The following is a 19,516-nucleotide window of genomic DNA, read 5'->3' as shown; positions in this document are numbered from 1 at the left end:
CCGGCCGATCGGCAGCTCATCCTCACCCGCTGACCGGCAGCCCACCGGCCGGCGTCAGCCGGCCGTGCGGCGTCAGCTCACCGGCTGGCGGCCGTCGCCGTGCGCGGCCCGGCCGCTGCGTACGGGCCGGCTGCTGCGGACGGGCGACATCAGCCAGCGGACCAGCGCGAAGCGGCTGTCGGCGGCCGGGCTGCGCGGGGAGCGCTCCGGGTCGGCGGCGATCTCGGCGCACAGCGCGGCCACATCGCCGCGCCAGGCCAGCTCCAGGGTCCGGCGGCGGCGCAGGTCGAGCCGCTCCAGCACCCCGTCGCCGTGCGCCCCGATCAGCCGGGCCGCGCCCGTGCACACCCTCTGTCGCGCGCCCTGGTCGAGCCCGGGGAAGTCGGGGCCGAACAGCTGGAACAGCTCGACGTGGAAGTGCCGCCGGTGGAAGGCGTCGCGCAGCGGCCCGGGGTCCAGGAAGCGGCAGGTCGTCTCGAAGATCCGCTCCACGCAGCGCAGCCGCACCTCGGGCCCGGCCCGGTAGGTGATGTTGCTGGAGTCGGAGCGGCGTACGGCGAAGTAGTGGACTTGGTCGGCCAGTACGGAGATGCGGCCCGCGCGGAAGCACGCCTCCAGCACGAACGGCTGGTCGCTGAAGGCGGGCATCGTCTCGTCGTACCGGATGCCGTGCCGTTCGATCAGGGAGCGGCGGAACAGCTTGGTGTTGGACAGCGCCCAGGGCAGCCCGTCGCCCACCAGCCGGATGGCGGGCGAGCTGCGGGCGAACACGCCGGTGGGCACCGTGCGCTCGCCCACGGCGGCCATCTTGCACAGCAGCACGTCGGAGCGGCAGCGGTCGGCCGTGATGACCATGCGCTCCAGTGCCTCGGGCGCGAGGTGGTCATCGGCGCCGAGGAAGAAGACGTAGCGCCCCCTCGCCAGCTCCAGGCCCCGGTTGCTGGGGGCCGCGGGGCCGCCGGAGTTGGGCTGCCACACGGTGACCACCAGCCCGGGGTGACGGGCCGCGAACCGCTCGATCTCGGCGGTTCCCCCGTCGGTGGAGCCGTCGTCGACGACGATGACCTCCATCCGCCGCTCGTCGAGGGTCTGCGCGCCGAGCGAGGCCAGACAGCTGGTGAGGTAGGGCATGGTGTTGTAGACGGCGACGACGACGCTGACGTCGGGCACCTCGCTCATCGCAGCGCTCCGTTCCCGATCACCAGGCGCCGTACCCCGGCCCACAGCGCGGGGTCGGTGACGCGGCGGCCGTCCACCAGGACCCGGACGTGCGGCAGGTGGTCGGCGGCCAGTTCCCGGTAGGCGGCGTGGTCGGCCTGGACGACGGCGGCGGTCACCGGCTGGTCCGTGTGCGGGGTCAGCCCCAGGTCGGCCAGCTCGCCCGGCTCGTACATCGGATCGGACACATACGGCCGGGCGCCCCGCTCGCGCAGCGCGGCGACCGTGGGGAAGACCCCGGAGAACGCGGTCTCCTTCACCCCGCCCCGGTAGGCGGCGCCCAGCACCAGCACCTCGGCGCCCATCAGGTCGCCGTAGGCGTCCGCGAGGAGTTCGACGGCGTGGTCGGGCATGCCCTCGTTGGTCTCGCGCGCGCTGCGCACGACGGCCGCCTCGGGGTCGTTCCACAGGTACATGCGCGGATAGACGGGGATGCAGTGCCCGCCGACGGCGATGCCGGGGCGGTGGATGTGGCTGTAGGGCTGGGTGTTGCAGGCGTCGATGACGGCCTCGACGTCGACACCGGCCCGGTCGGCGAAGCGGGCGAACTGGTTGGCGAGCGCGATGTTCACGTCGCGGTAGGTGGTCTCCGCCAGCTTGGCCAGCTCGGCCGCCTCCGCCGAGCCCAGGTCCCACACGCCGTTGGGGCGCGGCAGGTCCTCGCGCACGTCGAAGTCGAGCACCGACTCATAGAAGCGCACCCCGTCCTTGGCGGAGGCCGGGCCGATGCCGCCGACGAGCTTGGGGTAGCGGCGCAGGTCCGCGAACACCCGCCCGGTCAGCACCCGTTCGGGGCTGAAGACGAGGGAGAAGTCCCGCTCGGCCGCCAGCCCCGAGCCCTCCTCCAGCAGGGGCGCCCAGCGCTCGCGGGTGGTGCCCACGGGCAGGGTCGTCTCGTAGCTGACGAGGGTGCCGGGGCGCATCCCGGCGGCGACGGCACGGGTGGCGCCGTCCAGCCAGCCGAAGTCGGGGGCGCCGCGCTCGTCCACGAACAGCGGGACGACCAGCACCACGGCCTCCGCGCGCGAGACGGCCTCGGTCGTGTCGGTGGTCGCGGACAGCCGCCCGGCCGAGACCGCCTCACGAAGCCGCTCGTCCAGGCCCGCCTCACCCGGGAAGGGCGTCACCCCGTCGTTGACGCTCGCGACCACGCGCGGGTTCACGTCGGCTCCCGTCACCCGGTGCCCCTTGGCCGCGAACTGCACGGCCAGCGGCAGCCCGATCTTCCCGAGCGCCACCACACAGATCCGCATTCCCGTCTCCTTCTGGGTGATCCCGTTGGTCCGGTTCCTGCTGGGGTGCGGCGCGCAGCAGCCCGCTGTAGACCTCGTCGAGCCTTCGGGCCTGTGTCTCCCAGGTCCAGCGCTCCAGGAGTCCCGGCGCCTCGTACGCCGCGCGGTAGCGGCCGGGGTCGGCGAGCACGGCCTGTATTGCGCGCACGTAGTCGGCGGTGTCCTCCGCTCGGAAGACCTCGCCCTGGCCGGTCTCACGGGTGGTGGCGGCCATGGTGCGCACGTCGCTGACCACCAGCGGCAGCCGGGCGTGCGCGTACTCGAAGAACTTGGTGATCAGGGCGATCTCGTGGTTGGTCCAGTGGTGGATGGGGATCGCGCCGGCGTCCGCCTCCGACAGGAAGGGGACGACCTGCCGGTAGGGCACGTACGGCAGGACGTGCAGCCGGTCCCCGGCGCCGAGCGCGGCGGCCCGCTCGCGCAGCTGCCGCACGTACCAGGACCCGGGCCGGTTGACGACCAGCGCGGTGTGCACGCCGGGCAGCGAGGGCAGCGCCTCGACCATGGTGGCCAGCCCCCGCTGGGGTGCGGCGCCGCCGCTGTAGACGACGAGGGGGGTGCCGGGGCCGATGCCGCACAGCTCGCGCAGGCTGGGGACCTCCCCGTCCTCCTCCGGCGAGAAGCGCCCGGTGCTGTGGGCGTCGGGGGCGTTGAGGACGACGGTGGGATCGCGGGGCAGCCCGTGGGTGTCGCGCAGGAGGGTGGCCAGCGTGTCGGAGACGGTGACGGCCGCGTCGGCGCAGGGCGCGTACTCGCGCTCGTGCGCGATGTGCGCGGGCAGCCAGCGCGCGTCATCCAGCCAGGGCCGCACCCCGGGCAGGAACTCGTGCGCGTCCCACACCAGCTTCACGGGCCGGCCCGCGGCCAGCGCTCGGGTCTTGGCGCGCGCCCCGACGCCCAGCATCCGGAAGTCGTTGGCGTGGATGAGGTCGGGGCGCAGCTCGTCCACGACCGGCCCGTAGGCCAGCTCGAAGTCGTAGAGGCTCGGCCACAGCCTGCGCCAGGCCCGGTCACCCATGGCGCGCTGCCAGAACGCGACCCCCGCCCGGTCCAGCAGGGTGCCGGAGCCGCGCGCCTTGAGGCCCTCGTCGAGCTGCCGCTTGCGGAAGCGCACCCACCCGTTCGCGAGCCGCGCCGCCGCACGGGGGAGCGCCAGCCGGGCGGTGCCGTAGACCCGCCCCGGGGTGCCGCCCGGGGTGCCGCCCGGGGCGCCGGCGGGAGGGCTGCCGGGCGCGGCCTGCGGGCCGGGTTCGCTGTCCGCGCCGGGCTCGGCGTGCGGGGCGGACGGTGTGGGGGTGGGGGCTGCCGCGGCCACGAGGGCGGCCCGGCGCGTGTGCAGTTCGTCGCGCCACGCCTTGACCCGCTGGAGCCGGTATCCGGCCGTCGTGCCCGGCTTGTAGGCCAGCGGCCTGGTCAGCAGGGGGCGGCGGGACTCGCGCGGCGGATGGGCGAGCGGCGTGGGCACCGCCAGCAGCCGGACCTCGGCCCCTCCGATGCGCCAGGAGGTGGACCTCCCGTTGGGCGCCATGCCCAGCAAGGTCACCTCCCACCCGGCCTCGGCCGCCGAGCGCGCGGTCTTCTGCACCCGGGAGTCGGCGACCACTCCGTTGCACACGAGCATCACAATGCGGCCTCGCTTTCCGCCGGACGGCATATCCGGCGGATCGGCTTCGAAGGCCTCGGGGTCGGTGTCGAACTCCACGGGCCACCCCTTTCTCTCGCCCCTGAAAGAGCCTATCCGCGCCTTGTGGAGCCCGTACTGCCGAGAAGACTTATTCACCCATTGAGCCTTTGAGGTGATGCGGAACCCGGGCGACAGTGCAAGGGAATCCAGCACGCCTTTTCACCACCGCACCCGTGTTTCGCGCCCGTGTTTCCGCCCACGGGAATTCGAGGCGGCCCGGAAGGCGGGCCCCGGTCGGTGCGGGAAGCCGCCTCAGCCCAGGAAGCTGCCTCGGCTCAGGAAGCCGCCGCAACTCAAGAAGCCGCCGCAACTCAAGAAGCCGCCTCAGCTCAAGAAGCCGTCGAGCACGCCGGCCGTGTAGCGCCCGTCGTGATAGGTCCGTACGTACGCCACCGACTCCTCCCCCGTACGGGCCGCCAGGGCGCGGTCGTCCAGCAGGGATTCCAGCGCCGTACGGAGCGTGTCCGGGGTCGCGTTGACGATGGGCGGGACGGCGCCGACGGCCTTGTGCACGCGCTCGTCCGTGAACGCCACGACCGGTTTGCCCGCCGCCATGCCCTCGCAGGCGAACGTCCCATAGGTCCCGATGGCGAACTGGTCGACGACGATGTCCGCGTCCTTGACCAGCTTCCGCATCACCGACCACGGCATCCCCTCCGCCAGCCGGAATTCGATGGCGCCGCTGCGGTCCAGCTCCTCCAGCACCGGCATCACCCGCTCGGTGCCCTTGGTCCAGCGCCTGGAGGGCGCGTGCACGACGACGGGCCGCTCGCGCTCCATCACGGGCCGCTCGCAGGCCCAGCCCTCGACGTCGACCACCAGCGGGGCCCAGCTCGCGCCCGGCAGGTCGTCCAGCAGGTCGGGCGTGGTCGCGAACAGCGGCAGTCCGCTCTCGGCCGCCACCCTCCGGTTGCGCGCGCTGTTGCGGATCAGTACGGCCAGGACGTCCTCGGGCGCCGCGTGGAAGAGGGAGTGCGCGTAGCGCTCCATGTGGCGCTCGGGGTCGCGCACATCACTGCCGTGCGCCAGGAGCGCCACCTCGATCCCGGCGCCGCGCAGCGCGGGCAGATCGTCCTCGATGTGCTGTCCGTTCAGCCATCCGAACGCGGGGGTGAAGGCGTCCGCGAGGTAGTGCGTATAGGCGCCGAGCACCCTGTTCACGCGGTCGAGCTTGACCTCGCGCCCGCCCAGCTGGCCGCGGGGGATGCGGACGTTGGCCGGGTATCCGGTCAGCGGGCTGGCGGTGGTGTGCATCGTCACCTCGGCCGCCACGTCGGACCTGGCCCGGCACACGGCGCGGGCGAACCCGGACAGCTGGCCCGCGTAGTTGGCGCAGCCCAGGCCGAGCCGTACGCGCGGCTGTCCCGGCTGGCCCTGGGGCGGGACGGGCCGCCAGTCGGGCACCGAGATCCCGGCCTCCGGGTCGGCCTTGCGGGGACGCTCGCGCTTTCCGGTGCCGGGCCAGGGCAGGTCGCGGGGCGTGAGGACCGGGCGGTCGTCCCCGGTCCGAGCCGCGTGGCCACTGCCGTCCTCCGGCACGGTGGGCAGCCCGGCGAGTGTCGCGTACAGCTCCAGCAGCCCGGCCGACTGCCGCTCCCAGGACAGCTCTTCCAAGAGGGCGGCGCTGATGTTCCGTGCGAGCGCCCCCCGGTGCTCCAGTGCGTCGCGGACCGCCTCGGCCAGCGCCGGCGCGTCCCCGGCGGGGCAGACGGTGCCGACGCCGTGCCGGTGCACGAGCGCCCGTACGGCCCGCACTTCGGTGGTGACCACGGGCAGTCCGGCATGCAGGTACTCGCCGACCTTCGCGGGCAGCGCCACCTCCCCGTCCGGCGTCGCGCGCCGGCACACCAGGCCCAGGTCCGCTGAGGCGAGATAGCCGGGCACCTGGGCCTGCGGCACGTACGGCAGCACATGCACGCGCTCGCGCACCCCGGCGCGCGCCGCGCTGTCGAGCACGGCCCGCAGGTCCGGGCCGCGTTCGCCGTCGAAGACCAGCGCCAGGTGCGTCCCGGGGAGTTCGGTGAGCGCCTCCACCGCGGTCGTCAGGCCCCGGTCGGGGGCGATCCTGCCGGTGTGCACGAGCAGCGGAACCTCGGGCTCCAGCCCGCAGACCGCACGCACCGAGGGCCCGTCCCGGTCAGCGCGCGCGACCCGCGCGGCCTGGGCCACCGGCGCGTCGCCGACGGTGAGGGGCGTACGGGACAGCCCGTAGCGCTCTTGCAGCAGGCGGGCCAGGCCGCCCGAGGTGGCGGTCACCGCGTCGGCCCTGCCGATGAACTCCTCCTCCACGGCCGGGCAGGCGCTGGCCCGCGCCCGGTCCGGCCACAGGACCCCGGCCACGTGCTCGTGCGCGTCGTAGAGCCACGCGGTCCGCAGGCCGCGGGCCCGCAGGCGGGCCGCGCTGCGCGCGCCCACGGCGATGGTGGTGACACCTCCCGCGTGGATGACGTCGGGCCCGACCTCCTCGATGACGGGGCCGAACGCCAGGTCCCAGTCCAGCAGCGCGGGCCAGTCCGCACGCCAGTCACCGACGGGTCCGGGCACCGCCGCCGCCCCGCGTGCGCGCTCCATGCGGTAGAGCCTCACCCGGCCCTGGTGTGCCTGTCTGCGCAGCCGTACCCAGCCTTTGAGCGCCTGTGCCCGCACCCGCGCCGCGGGGTTGGCGGGGTCGCCCGGGGATCCGCCGAGCCAGCCGACCAGCGCGGTGCGCTCGCGCACCCAGGCGGCGTGTGCGGAGCGGGCGCGAGCCAGCGCGCGGTCGTCGGGCAGGCCCCAGTGAGCGAGCCGGGCGCGCGGTCCGCGCGGGGTGCGGCGCGCCCAGGAGCGCTCCTGCATGTCGGCGGCGACCGGCACCCTGATGACGGTGACCCCGCCGCGGGTGTGGGTCTCACGCCGGGTGGAGGCCGAGCGGCCGATGAGGGTGACGTCCCATCCGGCGCGCGCCGCGGCTGCCGCGGTCTTCTCCGCGCGGGAATCCCCGCTGACTCCGCCTGAGCTGATGACGGCCAGGCGCGGACGGGTGACGGAATTCGCCATGGGGAAATCTCCTGGACTCGCCGCGCGGCCCGCTGTCCGCGCCACTGACTCATTCTGGAGAAATCACCTTGGCACGCGGGGCAGGGCAGCGGAAGGAACGCCTCCGCCGACACCTCCGCTCAGGCTCATAAATCCGTCGCTCAGCTCAGAAATCCTTCCAGCACACCCGCCGTATAGGTGCCGTCGTGATAGGTGCGCACATATTCAACGGATTCCCTTGCGGTACGGATCGCGAATTCACGGTCGTCCAGCAGGGATTCCAGCGCCGAATGCAAAGTGCCGGGTGTGGCGTTGACGACGGGGGGCCGGATGCCGACGTTCTGGTGGACCCGCTCGTCCAGGAAGGCGACGACGGGCCGCCCCGCCGCCATGCCCTCGCAGGCGAACGTCCCGTAGGTGCCGACGGCGAACTGGTCGATGACGATGTCGGCCTCCAGCACCAGTTCCCGCACCCGCGCCCAGGGCACCCCGGTCGCCATCCGGAACTCGATCGCGCCGGCGCGCTCCAGCTCCTCCAGCACCGGCACCACCCGTTCGGTGCCCTTCGTCCAGCGCTTGGACGGCGCGTGCACCACCACGGGGCGCCTGCGCTCCATCGCCGGCCGCTCGCCGGCCCAGCCCTCGACATCGACCACCAGCGGCGCCCAGCGCGCCCCCGGCAGGTCGTCCAGCAGGTCCGGCGTCGTCACGAACTGGGGCAGCCCGCTCTTGGCGGCGACGCGCCTGTTGCGGGCGCTCTTCTTCGCGAGCGCCGACAAGATGGCCTCGTCGGCGGCGTGGAAGTGCGAGTGCTCGTAGCGGCTCATGTGCCGCTCGGGGTCGCGTACGTCGCTGCCGTGGGCCAGCAGCGCCACCTTGATCCCGGCCGCGCGCAAGGAGGGCAGGTCGTCCTGGATGTGGCCGCCGTTGAGTCGGCCGAGCGCGGGGGTGAAGGAGTCGGCGAGGTAGTGGGTGTACGAGCCCAGGACGCGCCGGGCCCGGTCCAGCTGGAAGCCCAGGTCGCCGGTGCGCTCCCCGACGGCGTAGATGTCGGCGGGATAGATGACGCTCTGGTCGTGGGTGTGCATCACGACCTCGGCCGACAGGTCCTCGCGGCGCTCGCACAGGGCCCGCGCGAACCCCGCCAGCTGTCCGGCGGAGTTGGCGCAGCCCATGCCGAGGCGCACGGGTGTGCCCTCCAGGGAGCGCCATCCGGGCAGCGCTTGCGGCGCACCGGATGCCGGGCCGTTTCCGGTTCCGTTCCCGCTGCCGGCCTGCGGCTGACCGGGCTTGCCCACGCCGGGCTGCTCGGTCACCGACCAGGGCACCTCGCTGGGGGCGAGCCGCGCCGCCGTGCCGGGGCCCGCGAGCCGCTCGTAGAGGCCGAGCAGTCCGGCCGACTGCTGCTCCCAGGACAGCTCGCGCAGCAGCGGCTCGGTGATCCGCGCGGCCAGCTCCCCGCGGCGGGCCAGCCCGCGCTGCACGGCGGCGACGAAGGACTCCGGATCCTCGGTGACGAACACCTCGCCGACGCCCGTGCGCTCGACGAAGTTGCGCAGGGTCCGCACCGAGCTGGTGATCATCGGCAGGCCCGCGTGCAGGTACTCGGCTGCCTTGGTGGGCAAGGAGATCTCGCAGTTGGGCACGTGCCGGAAGCAGATCAGCCCGAGGTCGGCCGAGGAAAGGTAGTCGGGCACCTGTTCCTGCGGCACGTACGGCACCACATGCACCCGCTCGCGCACGCCCAGCTCCTCGGCCCGCGCGAGCAGCCCCTGGAGGGTGGCGTTCGGCTTGGGCCCCGCCACCAGGGCCAGATGCGCGTGCGGGAGTTCGGCCAGGCCCTCCACGGCGGTGGCCAGGCCCCGCTCGGGCCCGATCCATCCGGCGTACACCAGCAGCGGCACATCGGGGCCGAGTTCGCACGCGTCGCGTACGGAGGCCCGCTCGCCCGCCGAGGCGCTGACGGCCTCGCGCACGGGCGCGTTGGCGACGACCAGCGGCTCCTCGGGCAGCGCGTAGGCCTCGCGCAGGATGCCGGCGAGTTCACCCGAGACGGTGACCACCGCGTCGGCCCGCCGGATGAACGCCTCCTCCACGCCGGGGAAGGCCGAGCGGCGCACCGCGTCGGGCCACTCGATGCCGCGCACGTACTCGTGCGCGTCGTAGAGCCAGGAGGTGTGCCGGCCACGGGCCCGCAGCCGGGCCGCGCTGCGCGCACCCACCGCGATCATGGTGACGTCGTTGGCGTGGATGACGTCCGGCTCGATCTCCTCGATGACGGGGCCGAACGCCAGGTCGAGGTCGACCAGTTCGGGCCAGTCGGCGCGCCAGTCGGCGCGCGGCTCGATGGGGCCCTCGGTGCGGCGGCGCTCCCAGTGGTAGAGCTTGCCGCGGCCCTTGTGGGCGTACCGGCGCAGCCGAACCCAGCTCTTGAGCGCCTTCTTGGCGAGCGCGGCACGCGGGTCGTCCGCCGCCTGTTCGAGCCAGCCGATGCGGGCCGTGTGCTCGCGCACCCACGCGGCGTGCGAGGAGCGGACGCGCAGCCAGGCGCCTTCGTCCGGCAGGCCCCACTGGGTGAGCTGGTTGCGCAGGCGCGGGCGGCGGCGCGCGGCACCGGCGATCGTGCGCATGTGCGAGTTGACGGGCACCTTGAGCACGGTGACCGGGCCCAGCACGGACTGCTCGCGGCGCTTGGAGGGGCTGCGGCCCACCAGCGTCACGTCCCAGCCCGCCCGCGCCGCGGCGACGGCGGTCTTCTGGACGCGGGAGTCGCCGGTGATGGAGTTCCCCACGATGACGGCCAGCCGCGGCCGGTCGGCACGCAGCCGCCCCGGCCCCGGTACGGGCCCCGTTTCCGGCTGTTCGGTCCCGGCACTCGTGCCGGCGCCGGGCTCGGTCGCCTTCCCTGCCGCGCTTCCCGCCCCGCTCCCCGCCCCGGTCATGCCGTGGGCTCCGCGAGGGGGACCAGCCCGTGGTCCTCCGGCGCCGGGGGCGAGCCCGAGGTGATCACGGCGGAGGCGACCTCAAGGGGCGTGGTGGTGCCCAGCACTCCGGTCATCCGGCGCGCGGAGTCCAGCACGGCGGCGGAGACCTCGACCGTGCGCAGCCCCTCCCGGGCCGTGACGATCCCGCCGCTCTCGCCCCTGACCGCGTCCCGGAACCGTTCGTGCTCGACGACCAGCGGTTCCCTCTTGGGGAAGGCATAGCGCACGGTGTCGCCCTCGGCGACGCCCCGGAAGGCGCGCAGCGCCTCCCACTCGGTGGCCACGGCGCCGTTGGCGTGGAAGGTCAGGTCGGCGGTGAGCGTGTCGGCGACGAAGCAGCCGCGCTCGCCCGTGACCGCGGCGAACCGCTCCTTGAGCGGACTGAGCCAGTTCACCAGGTGGCTCACCATGGTGCCGTCGGCCAGCGAGCCGACCACCGCGACCATGTCCTCGTGGTCCCGGCCGCTCTTGGAGAGCGTGCGGGCCGACAAGGACGCGTACTCCTGCCCGGTGATCCAGCTGGTGAGGTCGATGTCGTGGGTGGCCAGGTCCTTGACCACGCCGACATCGGCGATCCGGTGCGGGAAGGGTCCCTGACGGCGCGTGACGACCTGGAAGACCTCGCCCAGCTCCCCGGCCTCCAGCCGCTGCCGCAGCTGCTGGAGCGCGGGGTTGAAGCGCTCGATGTGGCCGACTCCGGCGACCAGGCCGCGCTCCTCGAACGCCTCCACGAGCCGCCGCGCCGCCTCGGTCGTGTGGGCGAGCGGCTTCTCGATGAGGGCGCACACGCCGCCCTCCGCCAGCTGGAGGCCTACTTGTTCGTGCATCGCCGTGGGGCAGGCGACCACCGCGTAGTCGACCCCGCGCTCCAGCAGCTCCGCCACGTCCGCCAGCACCGGGGCGCCGTGCAGGCTGCCGTGCGGGTCCCCGGCGGGGTCGACGGCGCCGACCAGCTCGACGCCGTCGAGCGAGGAGAGGATCCGCGCGTGGTTGCGGCCCATGGCGCCCAGGCCGATCAGTCCCGCGCGCAGCGTCCTGGCCGCCTTTCCGGTGCCGGTCTGCGCCGCTGTCGTCGTCGCCGTCATCGGGCCACCCCCACGCTCCGTGCCGCGCTGTTGGCGGCCTCCACGATCTGTTCCAGGTCGTCGGCGGTGAGCTGCGGGTGCACCGGCAAGGAGAGCACCTCGGCCGCCGCCGCGTCGGTCACCGGGAGATCGGCCCCCAGGTGCGCGTAGGGCTTCAGCCGGTGAATGGGCGTCGGATAGTAGACGGCGCAGCCCACGCCGCCCGCCTCCAGCTCCCGCTGCACCGCGTCCCGCGCCTCGGCACCGCCGGGGACGCGCACCGTGTACTGGTGGTAGACGTGCCGGGCGCCGTCGGCGACGGTTGGTGCGGCCAGCCCGGTGAGGCCCTCGTCCAGGGCCTTGGCGTTCGCGCGGCGCCGTTCGGTCCAGCCCTCCAGGCGCGCGAGCTGGACGCGGCCGATGGCGGCGGACACGTCGGTCATCCGCATGTTGGCGCCGACGATCTCGTTCTCGTAGCGCTGCTCCATGCCCTGGTTGCGCAGCAGCCGGAGGGTGCGGCCCAGTGCTTCATCCGGTACGACGACCATGCCGCCCTCCAGGGCGTGCATGTTCTTGGTCGGGTAGAAGCTGAAGCAGGCCGCGTCGCCGAACGTGCCCACGGGCCGCCCGTGCAGCGCCGCCGCGTGCGCCTGGCAGGCGTCCTCGACCAGGGCGAGCCCGTGCCGCTGCGCGAGCTGGGTGAGTCTGCCCATCGGCGCCGGATGCCCGTACAGGTGCACGGGCATCAGCGCGGCGGTGCGCGGCCCCACCGCTTCTGCCACGGCATCCGGATCGAGGCAGAAGGTGTCCGGGTCGATCTCGGCGAAGACGGGCTCGGCGCCGGCCAGCCGTACGGCGTTGGCGCTCGCGGCGAACGAGAACGAGGGGACGATCACCTCGTCACCCGGCCCGATGTCCAGCGCCAGCAGCGCCAGGTGGAGCGCCGAGGTGCCGGAGTTGACGGCGACGCACGCGCGGCCCTCGACCAGCGCGCCGAACTCCTCCTCGAACGCCGCCACCTCCGGCCCCTGCACCACACGGCCGCCGCGCAGCACGCGCACGGCGGCGGCGACCTCCTCGTCACCGATCACTGGCTTGGCAGCCGGAATCATGTCTTTTCGCGACCCTTGCATGGCGGTGTGCCCCTCCGGAGACCCCCGGCAGATTCGCCCTATGTGGACCCGCATCGGGGGGCGTTGTTGCACACCGGGCCTACTAATCACCCGTTCAGCGCACGCCCGTGCGCCTGAACGGGGGAACGATGAGGCCGCCATGGAGACACAGCGTTATGCCATGGGATCAGCCTCGCTGAGCGTGAGCACGGCGGACCCGTCGCTCGCCACCCGCTCCTCGTAGCGCTCGCCCGTCTCCGGGCACTCCCACAGCCCGGGCATCCCCGGATCGGGGAGCAGCCGCGCCCCGGCCCGGCCCACCCAGCCGACCCGGCGCGCGGGCACGCCCACGACCAGCGCGAAGTCGGGCACGTCGGCGGTGACCACCGCGCCGGCCGCCACCATCGCCCACCGCCCGACCCGGACGGGGGCCACGCACACCGAACGGGCACCGAGCGAGGCACCGTCGGCGACGGTCACCCCCACCGCCTCCCAGTCCCCCGCCCGCTTGAGCGCCCCGCCGGTGTCCACGGAGCGCGGGGTGCGGTCGTTGGTGAGGACGACGGCGGGCCCGACGAAGACGCCCTCGCCCAGCTCGGCGGGCTCGTAGACCAGGGCGTGGTTCTGGAGCTTGCTGCGGGCCCCGATCCGCACGCCGGGGCCAACGTAGGCGCCCCGGCCGACGACGCAGTCCTCGCCGAGCACCGCGCCCTCGCGGATCTGTGCCAGCTCCCACACGGTCGTGCCGTCGCCCACGACGGCGTCCTCGGCCACCTGCGCGCCGGGCATCGTGCGCGGAGCGCGCTGGTCGCGCCGGGGCCGGGAGGCGGCGGATTCCGAGCTGGTGTCGGTGGTGGTCATGCCTGGCTCGCTCTCTGTGCCGAAGAACGGCTCTCTGTCCGGAGACCGGCTCTCTGTACTCAAGACCGGCTCTCCTCGCCGAACAACTGGGGGCGGTGCTGAGGCCGAGGATGACCGCGCCTCCGGCCGCGGGCCCGCCCGGCGCGCCCGCCCGGGTACGCGCATGGGCCGCACGGGTGCGCGCCTGGGCCGCACGGGTGAGGCGGGCGCGGGCGGCGTGCCGTGGGCGAGGGGCCCGGCCGGAGCGGGCGAAGGTGGCGTCATGTCCCGTTCCGATGAGATCACCGTCCCCCAATCCGCTCGGGGAACGCGGGCTTTCGGCCTGCCCGGCACGCTGGCCCAGCGCTGGAACGCGCTGGCCGTCACCGCCTGCGGCGCGACCGTCCTGGTGCTCGGATACCAACATCGCTGGACGAACGACGACGCGCTCATCTACACCCGCGCGGTCCGCCAGATCCTCGCCGGGAACGGCCCCGTCTACAACGTGGGCGAGCGGGCCGAGAGCTCCACCGGGACGCTGTGGCAGTGGCTGCTCGCGGCCGGGAGCGCCCTCCCCGCCGTGGACGACCCGCTGCGGCTGGCCGTGGTGCTGGGGCTGCTGCTGACCGTGGCGGGCTTCGTACTCGCCCTGGACGGCACGCGCCGGATGATCCGGGTGGCCCGGCCCTCCGGAGCGCTGCTTCCCGTGGGCGTGCTGGTGCTGCTGCCGCTGTGCGCGACCTGGGACTACGCGACCTCGGGGCTGGAGACCGGACTGACGTTCGGCTACCTGGGCGGCAGCTGGTGGCTGCTCGTGCGCGCCCGCGCCTGCCTCGGACAGGAGACGGCGCGGTCCCACTCGACGCTCGCCGGCCGGGACCTGCCCGGACTGTCCCTCCCCGGGCGGGCCCATTCCGGCCAGGCGCACCCCGGGCAGGCGCAGTCCGGACCCGACTCGCGCGGCCGGGGCCCGGACGGGTGGGACCCGCACGGCCGGGGGCTGACCCGGACGGCGTTCGCGCTCGGCCTGGGGCCGCTCGTACGGCCCGATCTCGCCCTGGTCAGCGGGGTGTTCCTGGTGGCGCTGCTGCTGTTGTGGCGGCCCCCGCTGCGCATGACGCTCCGCTGGGCCGGCGCGGCGGCCGGGCTGCCGGTGGCGTACGAGATCTTCCGCGCGGGCTATTACGGCGTACTCGTCCCCCTTCCCGCCCTCGCCAAGGAAGCATCCGGTACGCAGTGGCGGTTCGGCTGGGACTACCTGCTCAACACCGTGGGCCCGTACCGCCTGTGGGTGCCGCTCGCCCTGCTCGCCGTCTTCGCCGTGGGCGCGGGCGTCCTCCGGATGCTCCTGAAGGAACGCACGGACCTGTGGCGTGAGACGCCGGCATCCGGCCGGGAGCGCGGGCCCGACGCCGTTTTGAGGGGGGCTCCGGTGCTGGCGGGGCTGCTGTCCGCGTTCTTCGTGGTGAAGATCGGCGGTGACTTCATGCACGGCCGGATGGTGCTGCCCGCGCTCTTCCTGGTGCTGCTCCCGGTCTTGCTGCTGCCCTGTACCCGCGCCGTCGCCGTCCTCACGGTGAGCGTCGGCGTATGGGGCGCCGCCTGCCTCGCGCTGTGGCGGCCACCGCTGGACAGCCCCGACGAGCGGATCGTCTACGACTCGCACACTGTCTACGTCCACGGCCTCGGACAGCCGCATCCGGTCACGCAGGCCGCGCACACCGAGCACCCCCGGCCCTTCACCCACGTCGTACACAGCACCGCACGCGCCCGGCTGCACGGGCTGGTGCTGCGGCTGCCGCGCGGCGCGGGGTATCCGGTCATCCCGCTGGCCCCGCACGTCGAAGCGCCGCTCGCCGGGGCCGAGGCACGGCTGGGCAACGCGGGGGCCGTGCTGCCGCTCAACGGCTGGGCCATCGACCTCCTGGGCCTGGCCAACCCGCTGGGCGCGCACACACTGCCGACGAAGGACCGCAAGGCGGGCCACGAGAAGCCGCTGGACCGCGCGTGGGTCCTGGCCGACCTGACAGCGCCGGGGGCGCCCGTCCCCTACGGTGTCGACCCCCGCCGGGTGGCCGCCGCCCGCCACGCCCTGACCTGCGGCCCCCTGCCCGAACTTCGGGCCTCCACCCGGGCGCCGCTGACCCCGGCCCGCTTCCTGGACAACCTGGCGGGCGCCTGGGAGCGCACCCATCTGCGGATCCCCGCCGACCCCCTGGACGCCGAACGCGCGGTGTGCGGCGCCGGAAAATGAGGGCATCCGGACGAGCGGCACCTTGAGCGAAGTCCCGGTGCACTCTTTCCAGCGAACGCGCTCGTCCTCAGCGGGCGCGTCCCGTGCGGGTCGCGCGGGCGCGGAGCAGAGCGCGGGTCAGCACAGGGGGCAGGAGATCGGCGGCCACGCGCCGGGACAGCCGGCGCGGAGCCCTCCCCGTGCGCGCCCCCTCTCCCTGTGCGTGCCGCGAGACCGGAACACCGGGCGCGTCGGCCTTCTTCGCCCCCACCAGTAGCAGCCGCCGCCCCGCCACCTCCTGCCACTGCAACCAGCACTTGCCGCGCGCGGTGAGCGCCTCGTGCAGCGCGTCCTGCCAGGGCTCGGCGTCCCCCCACGTCCCGTAGAACTTGTGCCCGGAGACGCACACCGGCCGCAGCCCGCCCTCCACCACCGCCTGCCAGGTCGCGCAGGCGACCCCGGGGGTGTGCTCGGAGCGGTAGTCGTCCAGGACGACGAGCCCGTCGGGGCGCAGCACCCGCCGCGCCGCCTGGATGTCGCCGTACACGTGCTCGTACAGATGTGAGGCGTCGACGTGCACGAAGCGACAGCTGTCCGCGTCGACCTCCTGCGGCACGACCGTCGTCGGGGCCTGCACGATGCGGGGCAGTTCGTCGTGGAAGGACAGGAAGTTCGCCTCGAAGGCGCGCCGGGTGAGCGTCGCGTAGGAGCCCCGCATCTCGCGCCCGTTGGCTTCATCCGGTGCGTCGGAGTCGAAGAGGTCACAGACGGTGAACCGCTCGTCCGGATGCTCCAGATAAGCCCGCATCATCACCGCGCTCTTGCCCATGTAGGCGCCCATCTCCAGCAGGTCGCCGCGCTGCCGCAGCTGCCGCTGCCTGCGCAGGAACCAGTCGAAGAGGATGACGTCGGTGCGGTAGAACCATCCGGGTACGTCGTAGAAGGAGCGGGGCGGCTCGGGCAGGTTCTGACCGGGCTGCGCCGCGCTGGGGGTGGACGTGGCTGCGGTGGTCATGGGGAGCGGGTCTCCTCTGGTGACGGGGGCGTGCGAGGGGCCTGTGGCCCTGTATAGGGGGCCGGTGGGAGGCGGCGCACGCCTCTGAGGGGGCGGTCGGCAGAGCTTCCGCACGCCGCCGCCCACCGGCCACTCGCCATTCAGCCGGCGTTACGTGCCCCGCCGGGCCGGTCACCGGGCCGTGACCCGCTGGTCACCGGGCCCGCCGGTCCGGGTGGGCGGGCCACGCCGGGAGCGGGTCGGCGGTCCGGCCCCGGGGCGCCTCAGCGTGCCGTTCCGGTGCATGTCAGCGACCCGCCCTCGGCACCCCGCCCCGGACACAGCCAGCCCGGGAAGGGCGGCTCGGTAAGGGGCCGCAGGACGCGCCGCAGCTGCGGCGCGCTCAGCAAGGCGGCGAGGAGACCCGCCACGACCGTGGTCCCGGCCACCGCGAGCAGCCCTCCGGCGACCACCGCCTGGTACCACCCGAATCCCTCGACGGCCTTGATGACCAGCCCGTGCAGCAGGAACGGGTAGAGCGAGCACGCCCCCAGCGCCGTGAACCCGGTGCGGCGCGAGGGCGCCAGCGCCAGGAAGGCCGCCACCAGGACAGCGCCGATCCCGAACAGCGCCACCCGCACCCCGACGTACTGGAGCACCGGCACGCCCAGCCGCTCGTAGCTGAGCTCCATCAGCAGCCAGCCGCGGCCCACCCGGGGCGCCGCCCACCAGGCCCCCGCCGCTCCCGCCACCATCACCGGCAGCGCCCACCGGCGGGCCGCCGGGTTGCGCAGCGGACGCAGGTGCTCCGGCCGCAGCCGCAGCCCGAGCACGAACCACGGCAGGTACATCAGCGTCTGCGGCAGGGCCAGCTCGGGCCCCAGCTCGGTGAAACCGGCCAGCACCGACACCAGCGCCGCGAACGCGACGGGCCAGCGCACCGCGCGCCACAGCAGAGCGGTCAGCCGCCACACGAACAGGGCGACGAGGAACCAGCACAGGTAGCTCGGTTCAGTGGGCGTGACGATGAACGGCCGGTTCCAGCACAGCGTGTAGACGCCGCTGTAGGCCGTCTCGAAGAGCAGGTAGGGCACCAGCAACCGCACCAGCAGCCTGCGGATCTGCTCGGGGCGGCCGGTGAAGCCGCGCGAGAAGTAGCCGCACAGCAGCACGAGCGCGGGCACGTGGAAGGCGTACACCAGCAGCCAGGCGGCCTTCACCTCGCGCATGCCGTCGGCGACCGGACTCCAGTTGTGCCCGAGCACCACCAGGACGACCAGCAGGAACTTGGCGTTGTCCAGGAACGGGTCGCGCCCGTTCACGCTGCTCGCCACCAAGGCACCGTTGGGCGCGCGCCCCCGGGTACGGTCCGCCCTGCTGTCCGGGCCGGGGACGCGCGCGGCCTCGCGCACCACCTCCGCCGGGGCGGAGGGGCCGTCGGTGCCCGCCGCGCGGTCCCTCGTGCCTGTGGGACGGCCGCGCGAGCCCGTGGGGTGGCCGCTCGTACCCGTCGCGCCGGGTGTGGGCGCGGGCAGCGCCGGTCCCGGTGGCGGCGGCCCCGGCGGCCCTCCGCCCTCGGCAGGCGAGGGGAAGGGGCGGGCGGGGTACACGTCGGAGAGCGCGGCGGCGGCGGTGCCACGTGCCGCGCGGATGTCGGTGAAAGATTCCCAGGCCATCACGCCGTCCTTGGCTCACTCGTTCCGGGCGAGCGCCGCCCGTGCCGTGGCCGGTTCAGGCCGGGCACACGCGGCTCGATCAGGGGCCGCGCGAGCCGTCGTACGGGCGCGGTCGACAGCAGCACGGCGGTGGCGGCCCCGCACGCGGTCAGCAGGGCGGCCCCGGAGGGTCCCAGCGGACGCAGCGGCGCGTCCCAGCTGTAGGCGTGGGCCGCCATCATCAGCAGTCCGTGCAGCAGATACGGGTACAGCGTCACGGCCCCCAGCGCGGTCAGCCACGACGTACGGCGCGGCACCAGCGCGAGGAAGGCGGCCGTCATCAGTCCGGTGGCCGCGAACAGCGCCACCCTGACCAGCAGATACGGCACAAGACCGACCCCCAGCGCGTCCTGGCCGTAGCTCATCCACAGCCAGTGCACATCCGTGCCGGGCGCCAGCGCGTACGCCGCGGCCACGCCCGCGCCCAGCACCAGCGGCGCGCACCGCCGGGCCCAGACGCTGTCGCGCAGCCGGGTGAGGTGCACGGGCCGCAGCCGCAGGCCCAGCACGAACCACGGCAGGAACATCAGCACCCTCGGCAGCGCCAGGTCGTAGCCCATGGTGGTGGTGCCGGCGGCGAGCGAGACCAGCACCGTGACGGGCACCGCCCACGGCACCACCCGCCACAGGGGCACCGTCAGCCGCCATACGAACAGCGCCGCCAGGAACCAGCACAGGAACGTCGGCTCGGTCGGCGTGAGCCGGAACGGCTTGTCCCAGACGACGGACTCCAGCCCGGCGTACAGGACCTCGAAGATCAGGTAAGGCACCAGAACCCCCGCCACCAGCCTGCGCAGCTGCGCGGGGCGGCCGGTGAAGCTCCGGGAGAAATAGCCACTGAGCAGCACGAAGGCCGGCATGTGGAAGACCGTGATCCACAAGTAGGCGGTCTTGACGCTGCGGGACCCCTCGATCAGCCCCATCGGCCAGGTGTGTCCGACGACCACCAAAACGATGAGCAGGAATTTCGCATTGTCGAGAAAGGCATCCCGTTCCGGAGCCGGGGCGCCCACTTCCACCGTGCCGGATTCCCCGGCCTTGGCCGCCTCGCCGGACGGAACCGCCTCGCCGGACCGAGCCACCTCGCGGGACAGGGCCGCCCCATCGCACAGGGCCGGCAACTCGTCGGAGAGAACCGGCGCTTCACGGGACGAAGCCGCTTCGTCGGACAGGCCCGGCGCCTCGCCGGGCAGGGCTGAAGCGGCCGGGCGGCCGTCGGCGCCGCCCGGCCCGTCCGGGTCGATGATCTCGGGGGCCATTGATCAGACAGTAAGCGCGGTTTTGTGACTCCCCGCCGCGGCATGCCGCTTCAGGGCCGAATGAGGGACAGAGGAGTGTTAAGAGCTCACTAGCACTCAAATCCTG

Annotated in this window: 12 protein-coding genes; 1 reads left to right on the top strand and 11 read right to left on the bottom strand. The window is 74.0% G+C overall.

What is annotated here, in order from left to right; all coding sequences use genetic code 11:
• Positions 1-72: 72 nt before the first annotated feature.
• The 8 genes from OHB04_RS25730 to OHB04_RS25695 form a co-directional block, all read right to left on the bottom strand.
• Positions 73-1,179, bottom strand: coding sequence for a glycosyltransferase family 2 protein (locus OHB04_RS25730; RefSeq protein ID WP_326690017.1), 1,107 nt, complete (start codon positions 1,177-1,179; stop codon positions 73-75).
• A complete protein-coding gene (locus OHB04_RS25725; protein WP_326809524.1) occupies positions 1,176-2,423 on the bottom strand; it encodes a nucleotide sugar dehydrogenase in 1,248 nt (415 codons plus the stop codon). The genes OHB04_RS25730 and OHB04_RS25725 overlap by 4 nt, the downstream gene beginning before the upstream one ends.
• A complete protein-coding gene (locus OHB04_RS25720; protein WP_326809523.1) occupies positions 2,326-4,164 on the bottom strand; it encodes a glycosyltransferase family 4 protein in 1,839 nt (612 codons plus the stop codon). The genes OHB04_RS25725 and OHB04_RS25720 overlap by 98 nt, the downstream gene beginning before the upstream one ends.
• Before the next feature lie 354 nt (positions 4,165-4,518).
• Positions 4,519-7,230, bottom strand: coding sequence for a glycosyltransferase (locus OHB04_RS25715; RefSeq protein WP_326808410.1), 2,712 nt, complete (start codon positions 7,228-7,230; stop codon positions 4,519-4,521).
• A 140-nt stretch (positions 7,231-7,370) separates the two neighbouring features.
• The gene (locus tag OHB04_RS25710; protein ID WP_326808409.1) at positions 7,371-10,151 is read right to left on the bottom strand and encodes a glycosyltransferase family 4 protein; all 2,781 of its coding nucleotides are present in this window, start codon (positions 10,149-10,151) and stop codon (positions 7,371-7,373) included.
• The gene (locus tag OHB04_RS25705; protein ID WP_326690014.1) at positions 10,148-11,278 is read right to left on the bottom strand and encodes a Gfo/Idh/MocA family oxidoreductase; all 1,131 of its coding nucleotides are present in this window, start codon (positions 11,276-11,278) and stop codon (positions 10,148-10,150) included. The genes OHB04_RS25710 and OHB04_RS25705 overlap by 4 nt, the downstream gene beginning before the upstream one ends.
• Positions 11,275-12,390 (bottom strand): DegT/DnrJ/EryC1/StrS family aminotransferase, encoded by a 1,116-nt coding sequence (locus tag OHB04_RS25700; RefSeq protein ID WP_442814946.1) that lies wholly within the window; start codon positions 12,388-12,390, stop codon positions 11,275-11,277. Before OHB04_RS25700 ends, OHB04_RS25705 begins: the two co-directional genes overlap by 4 nt.
• Before the next feature lie 153 nt (positions 12,391-12,543).
• Positions 12,544-13,158, bottom strand: a complete 615-nt coding sequence (locus tag OHB04_RS25695) for an acyltransferase (protein WP_326692899.1) — start codon at positions 13,156-13,158, stop codon at positions 12,544-12,546.
• 334 nt (positions 13,159-13,492) lie between these two features.
• On the opposite strand from OHB04_RS25695, the gene OHB04_RS25690 reads away from it, so the two are divergent.
• Positions 13,493-15,463, top strand: a complete 1,971-nt coding sequence (locus OHB04_RS25690; protein ID WP_326808408.1) for a hypothetical protein — start codon at positions 13,493-13,495, stop codon at positions 15,461-15,463.
• Positions 15,464-15,530: 67 nt separating this feature from the next.
• Here the strand turns inward: OHB04_RS25690 and OHB04_RS25685 are convergent, their stop codons facing one another.
• The 3 genes from OHB04_RS25685 to OHB04_RS25675 all read right to left on the bottom strand — a co-directional run bounded on the left by OHB04_RS25685 (position 15,531) and on the right by OHB04_RS25675 (position 19,410).
• Entirely contained in the window at positions 15,531-16,457 is a 927-nt protein-coding gene (locus OHB04_RS25685; RefSeq protein WP_326690011.1) for a class I SAM-dependent methyltransferase, read from the bottom strand.
• Between the two features lie 263 nt (positions 16,458-16,720).
• A complete protein-coding gene (locus tag OHB04_RS25680; protein WP_326690010.1) occupies positions 16,721-18,112 on the bottom strand; it encodes an acyltransferase family protein in 1,392 nt (463 codons plus the stop codon).
• Positions 18,112-19,410 (bottom strand): acyltransferase family protein, encoded by a 1,299-nt coding sequence (locus OHB04_RS25675; RefSeq protein ID WP_326690009.1) that lies wholly within the window; start codon positions 19,408-19,410, stop codon positions 18,112-18,114. Before OHB04_RS25675 ends, OHB04_RS25680 begins: the two co-directional genes overlap by 1 nt.
• Positions 19,411-19,516 lie beyond the last annotated feature (106 nt).

The organism is Streptomyces sp. NBC_01775 (genome assembly GCF_035917675.1).
GTDB lineage: Bacteria > Actinomycetota > Actinomycetes > Streptomycetales > Streptomycetaceae > Streptomyces.
The sequence above is the reverse complement of the archived record's forward strand: the minus strand, read 5'-3'. Positions and strand labels throughout refer to the sequence as shown.

Bases quoted from the DNA above. Each gene is read 5' to 3' on its own strand.
- OHB04_RS25730 (WP_326690017.1), bottom strand. From the start codon at position 1,179: ATGAGCGAGGTGCCCGACGTCAGCGTCGTCGTCGCCGTCTACAACACC.
- OHB04_RS25720 (WP_326809523.1), bottom strand. From the start codon at position 4,164: ATGCCGTCCGGCGGAAAGCGAGGCCGCATTGTGATGCTCGTGTGCAAC.
- OHB04_RS25715 (WP_326808410.1), bottom strand. From the start codon at position 7,230: ATGGCGAATTCCGTCACCCGTCCGCGCCTGGCCGTCATCAGCTCAGGC.
- OHB04_RS25710 (WP_326808409.1), bottom strand. From the start codon at position 10,151: ATGACCGGGGCGGGGAGCGGGGCGGGAAGCGCGGCAGGGAAGGCGACC.
- OHB04_RS25705 (WP_326690014.1), bottom strand. From the start codon at position 11,278: ATGACGGCGACGACGACAGCGGCGCAGACCGGCACCGGAAAGGCGGCC.
- OHB04_RS25700 (WP_442814946.1), bottom strand. From the start codon at position 12,390: ATGCAAGGGTCGCGAAAAGACATGATTCCGGCTGCCAAGCCAGTGATC.
- OHB04_RS25695 (WP_326692899.1), bottom strand. From the start codon at position 13,158: ATGCCCGGCGCGCAGGTGGCCGAGGACGCCGTCGTGGGCGACGGCACG.
- OHB04_RS25690 (WP_326808408.1), top strand. From the start codon at position 13,493: ATGTCCCGTTCCGATGAGATCACCGTCCCCCAATCCGCTCGGGGAACG.
- OHB04_RS25685 (WP_326690011.1), bottom strand. From the start codon at position 16,457: ATGACCACCGCAGCCACGTCCACCCCCAGCGCGGCGCAGCCCGGTCAG.
- OHB04_RS25680 (WP_326690010.1), bottom strand. From the start codon at position 18,112: ATGGCCTGGGAATCTTTCACCGACATCCGCGCGGCACGTGGCACCGCC.
- OHB04_RS25675 (WP_326690009.1), bottom strand. From the start codon at position 19,410: ATGGCCCCCGAGATCATCGACCCGGACGGGCCGGGCGGCGCCGACGGC.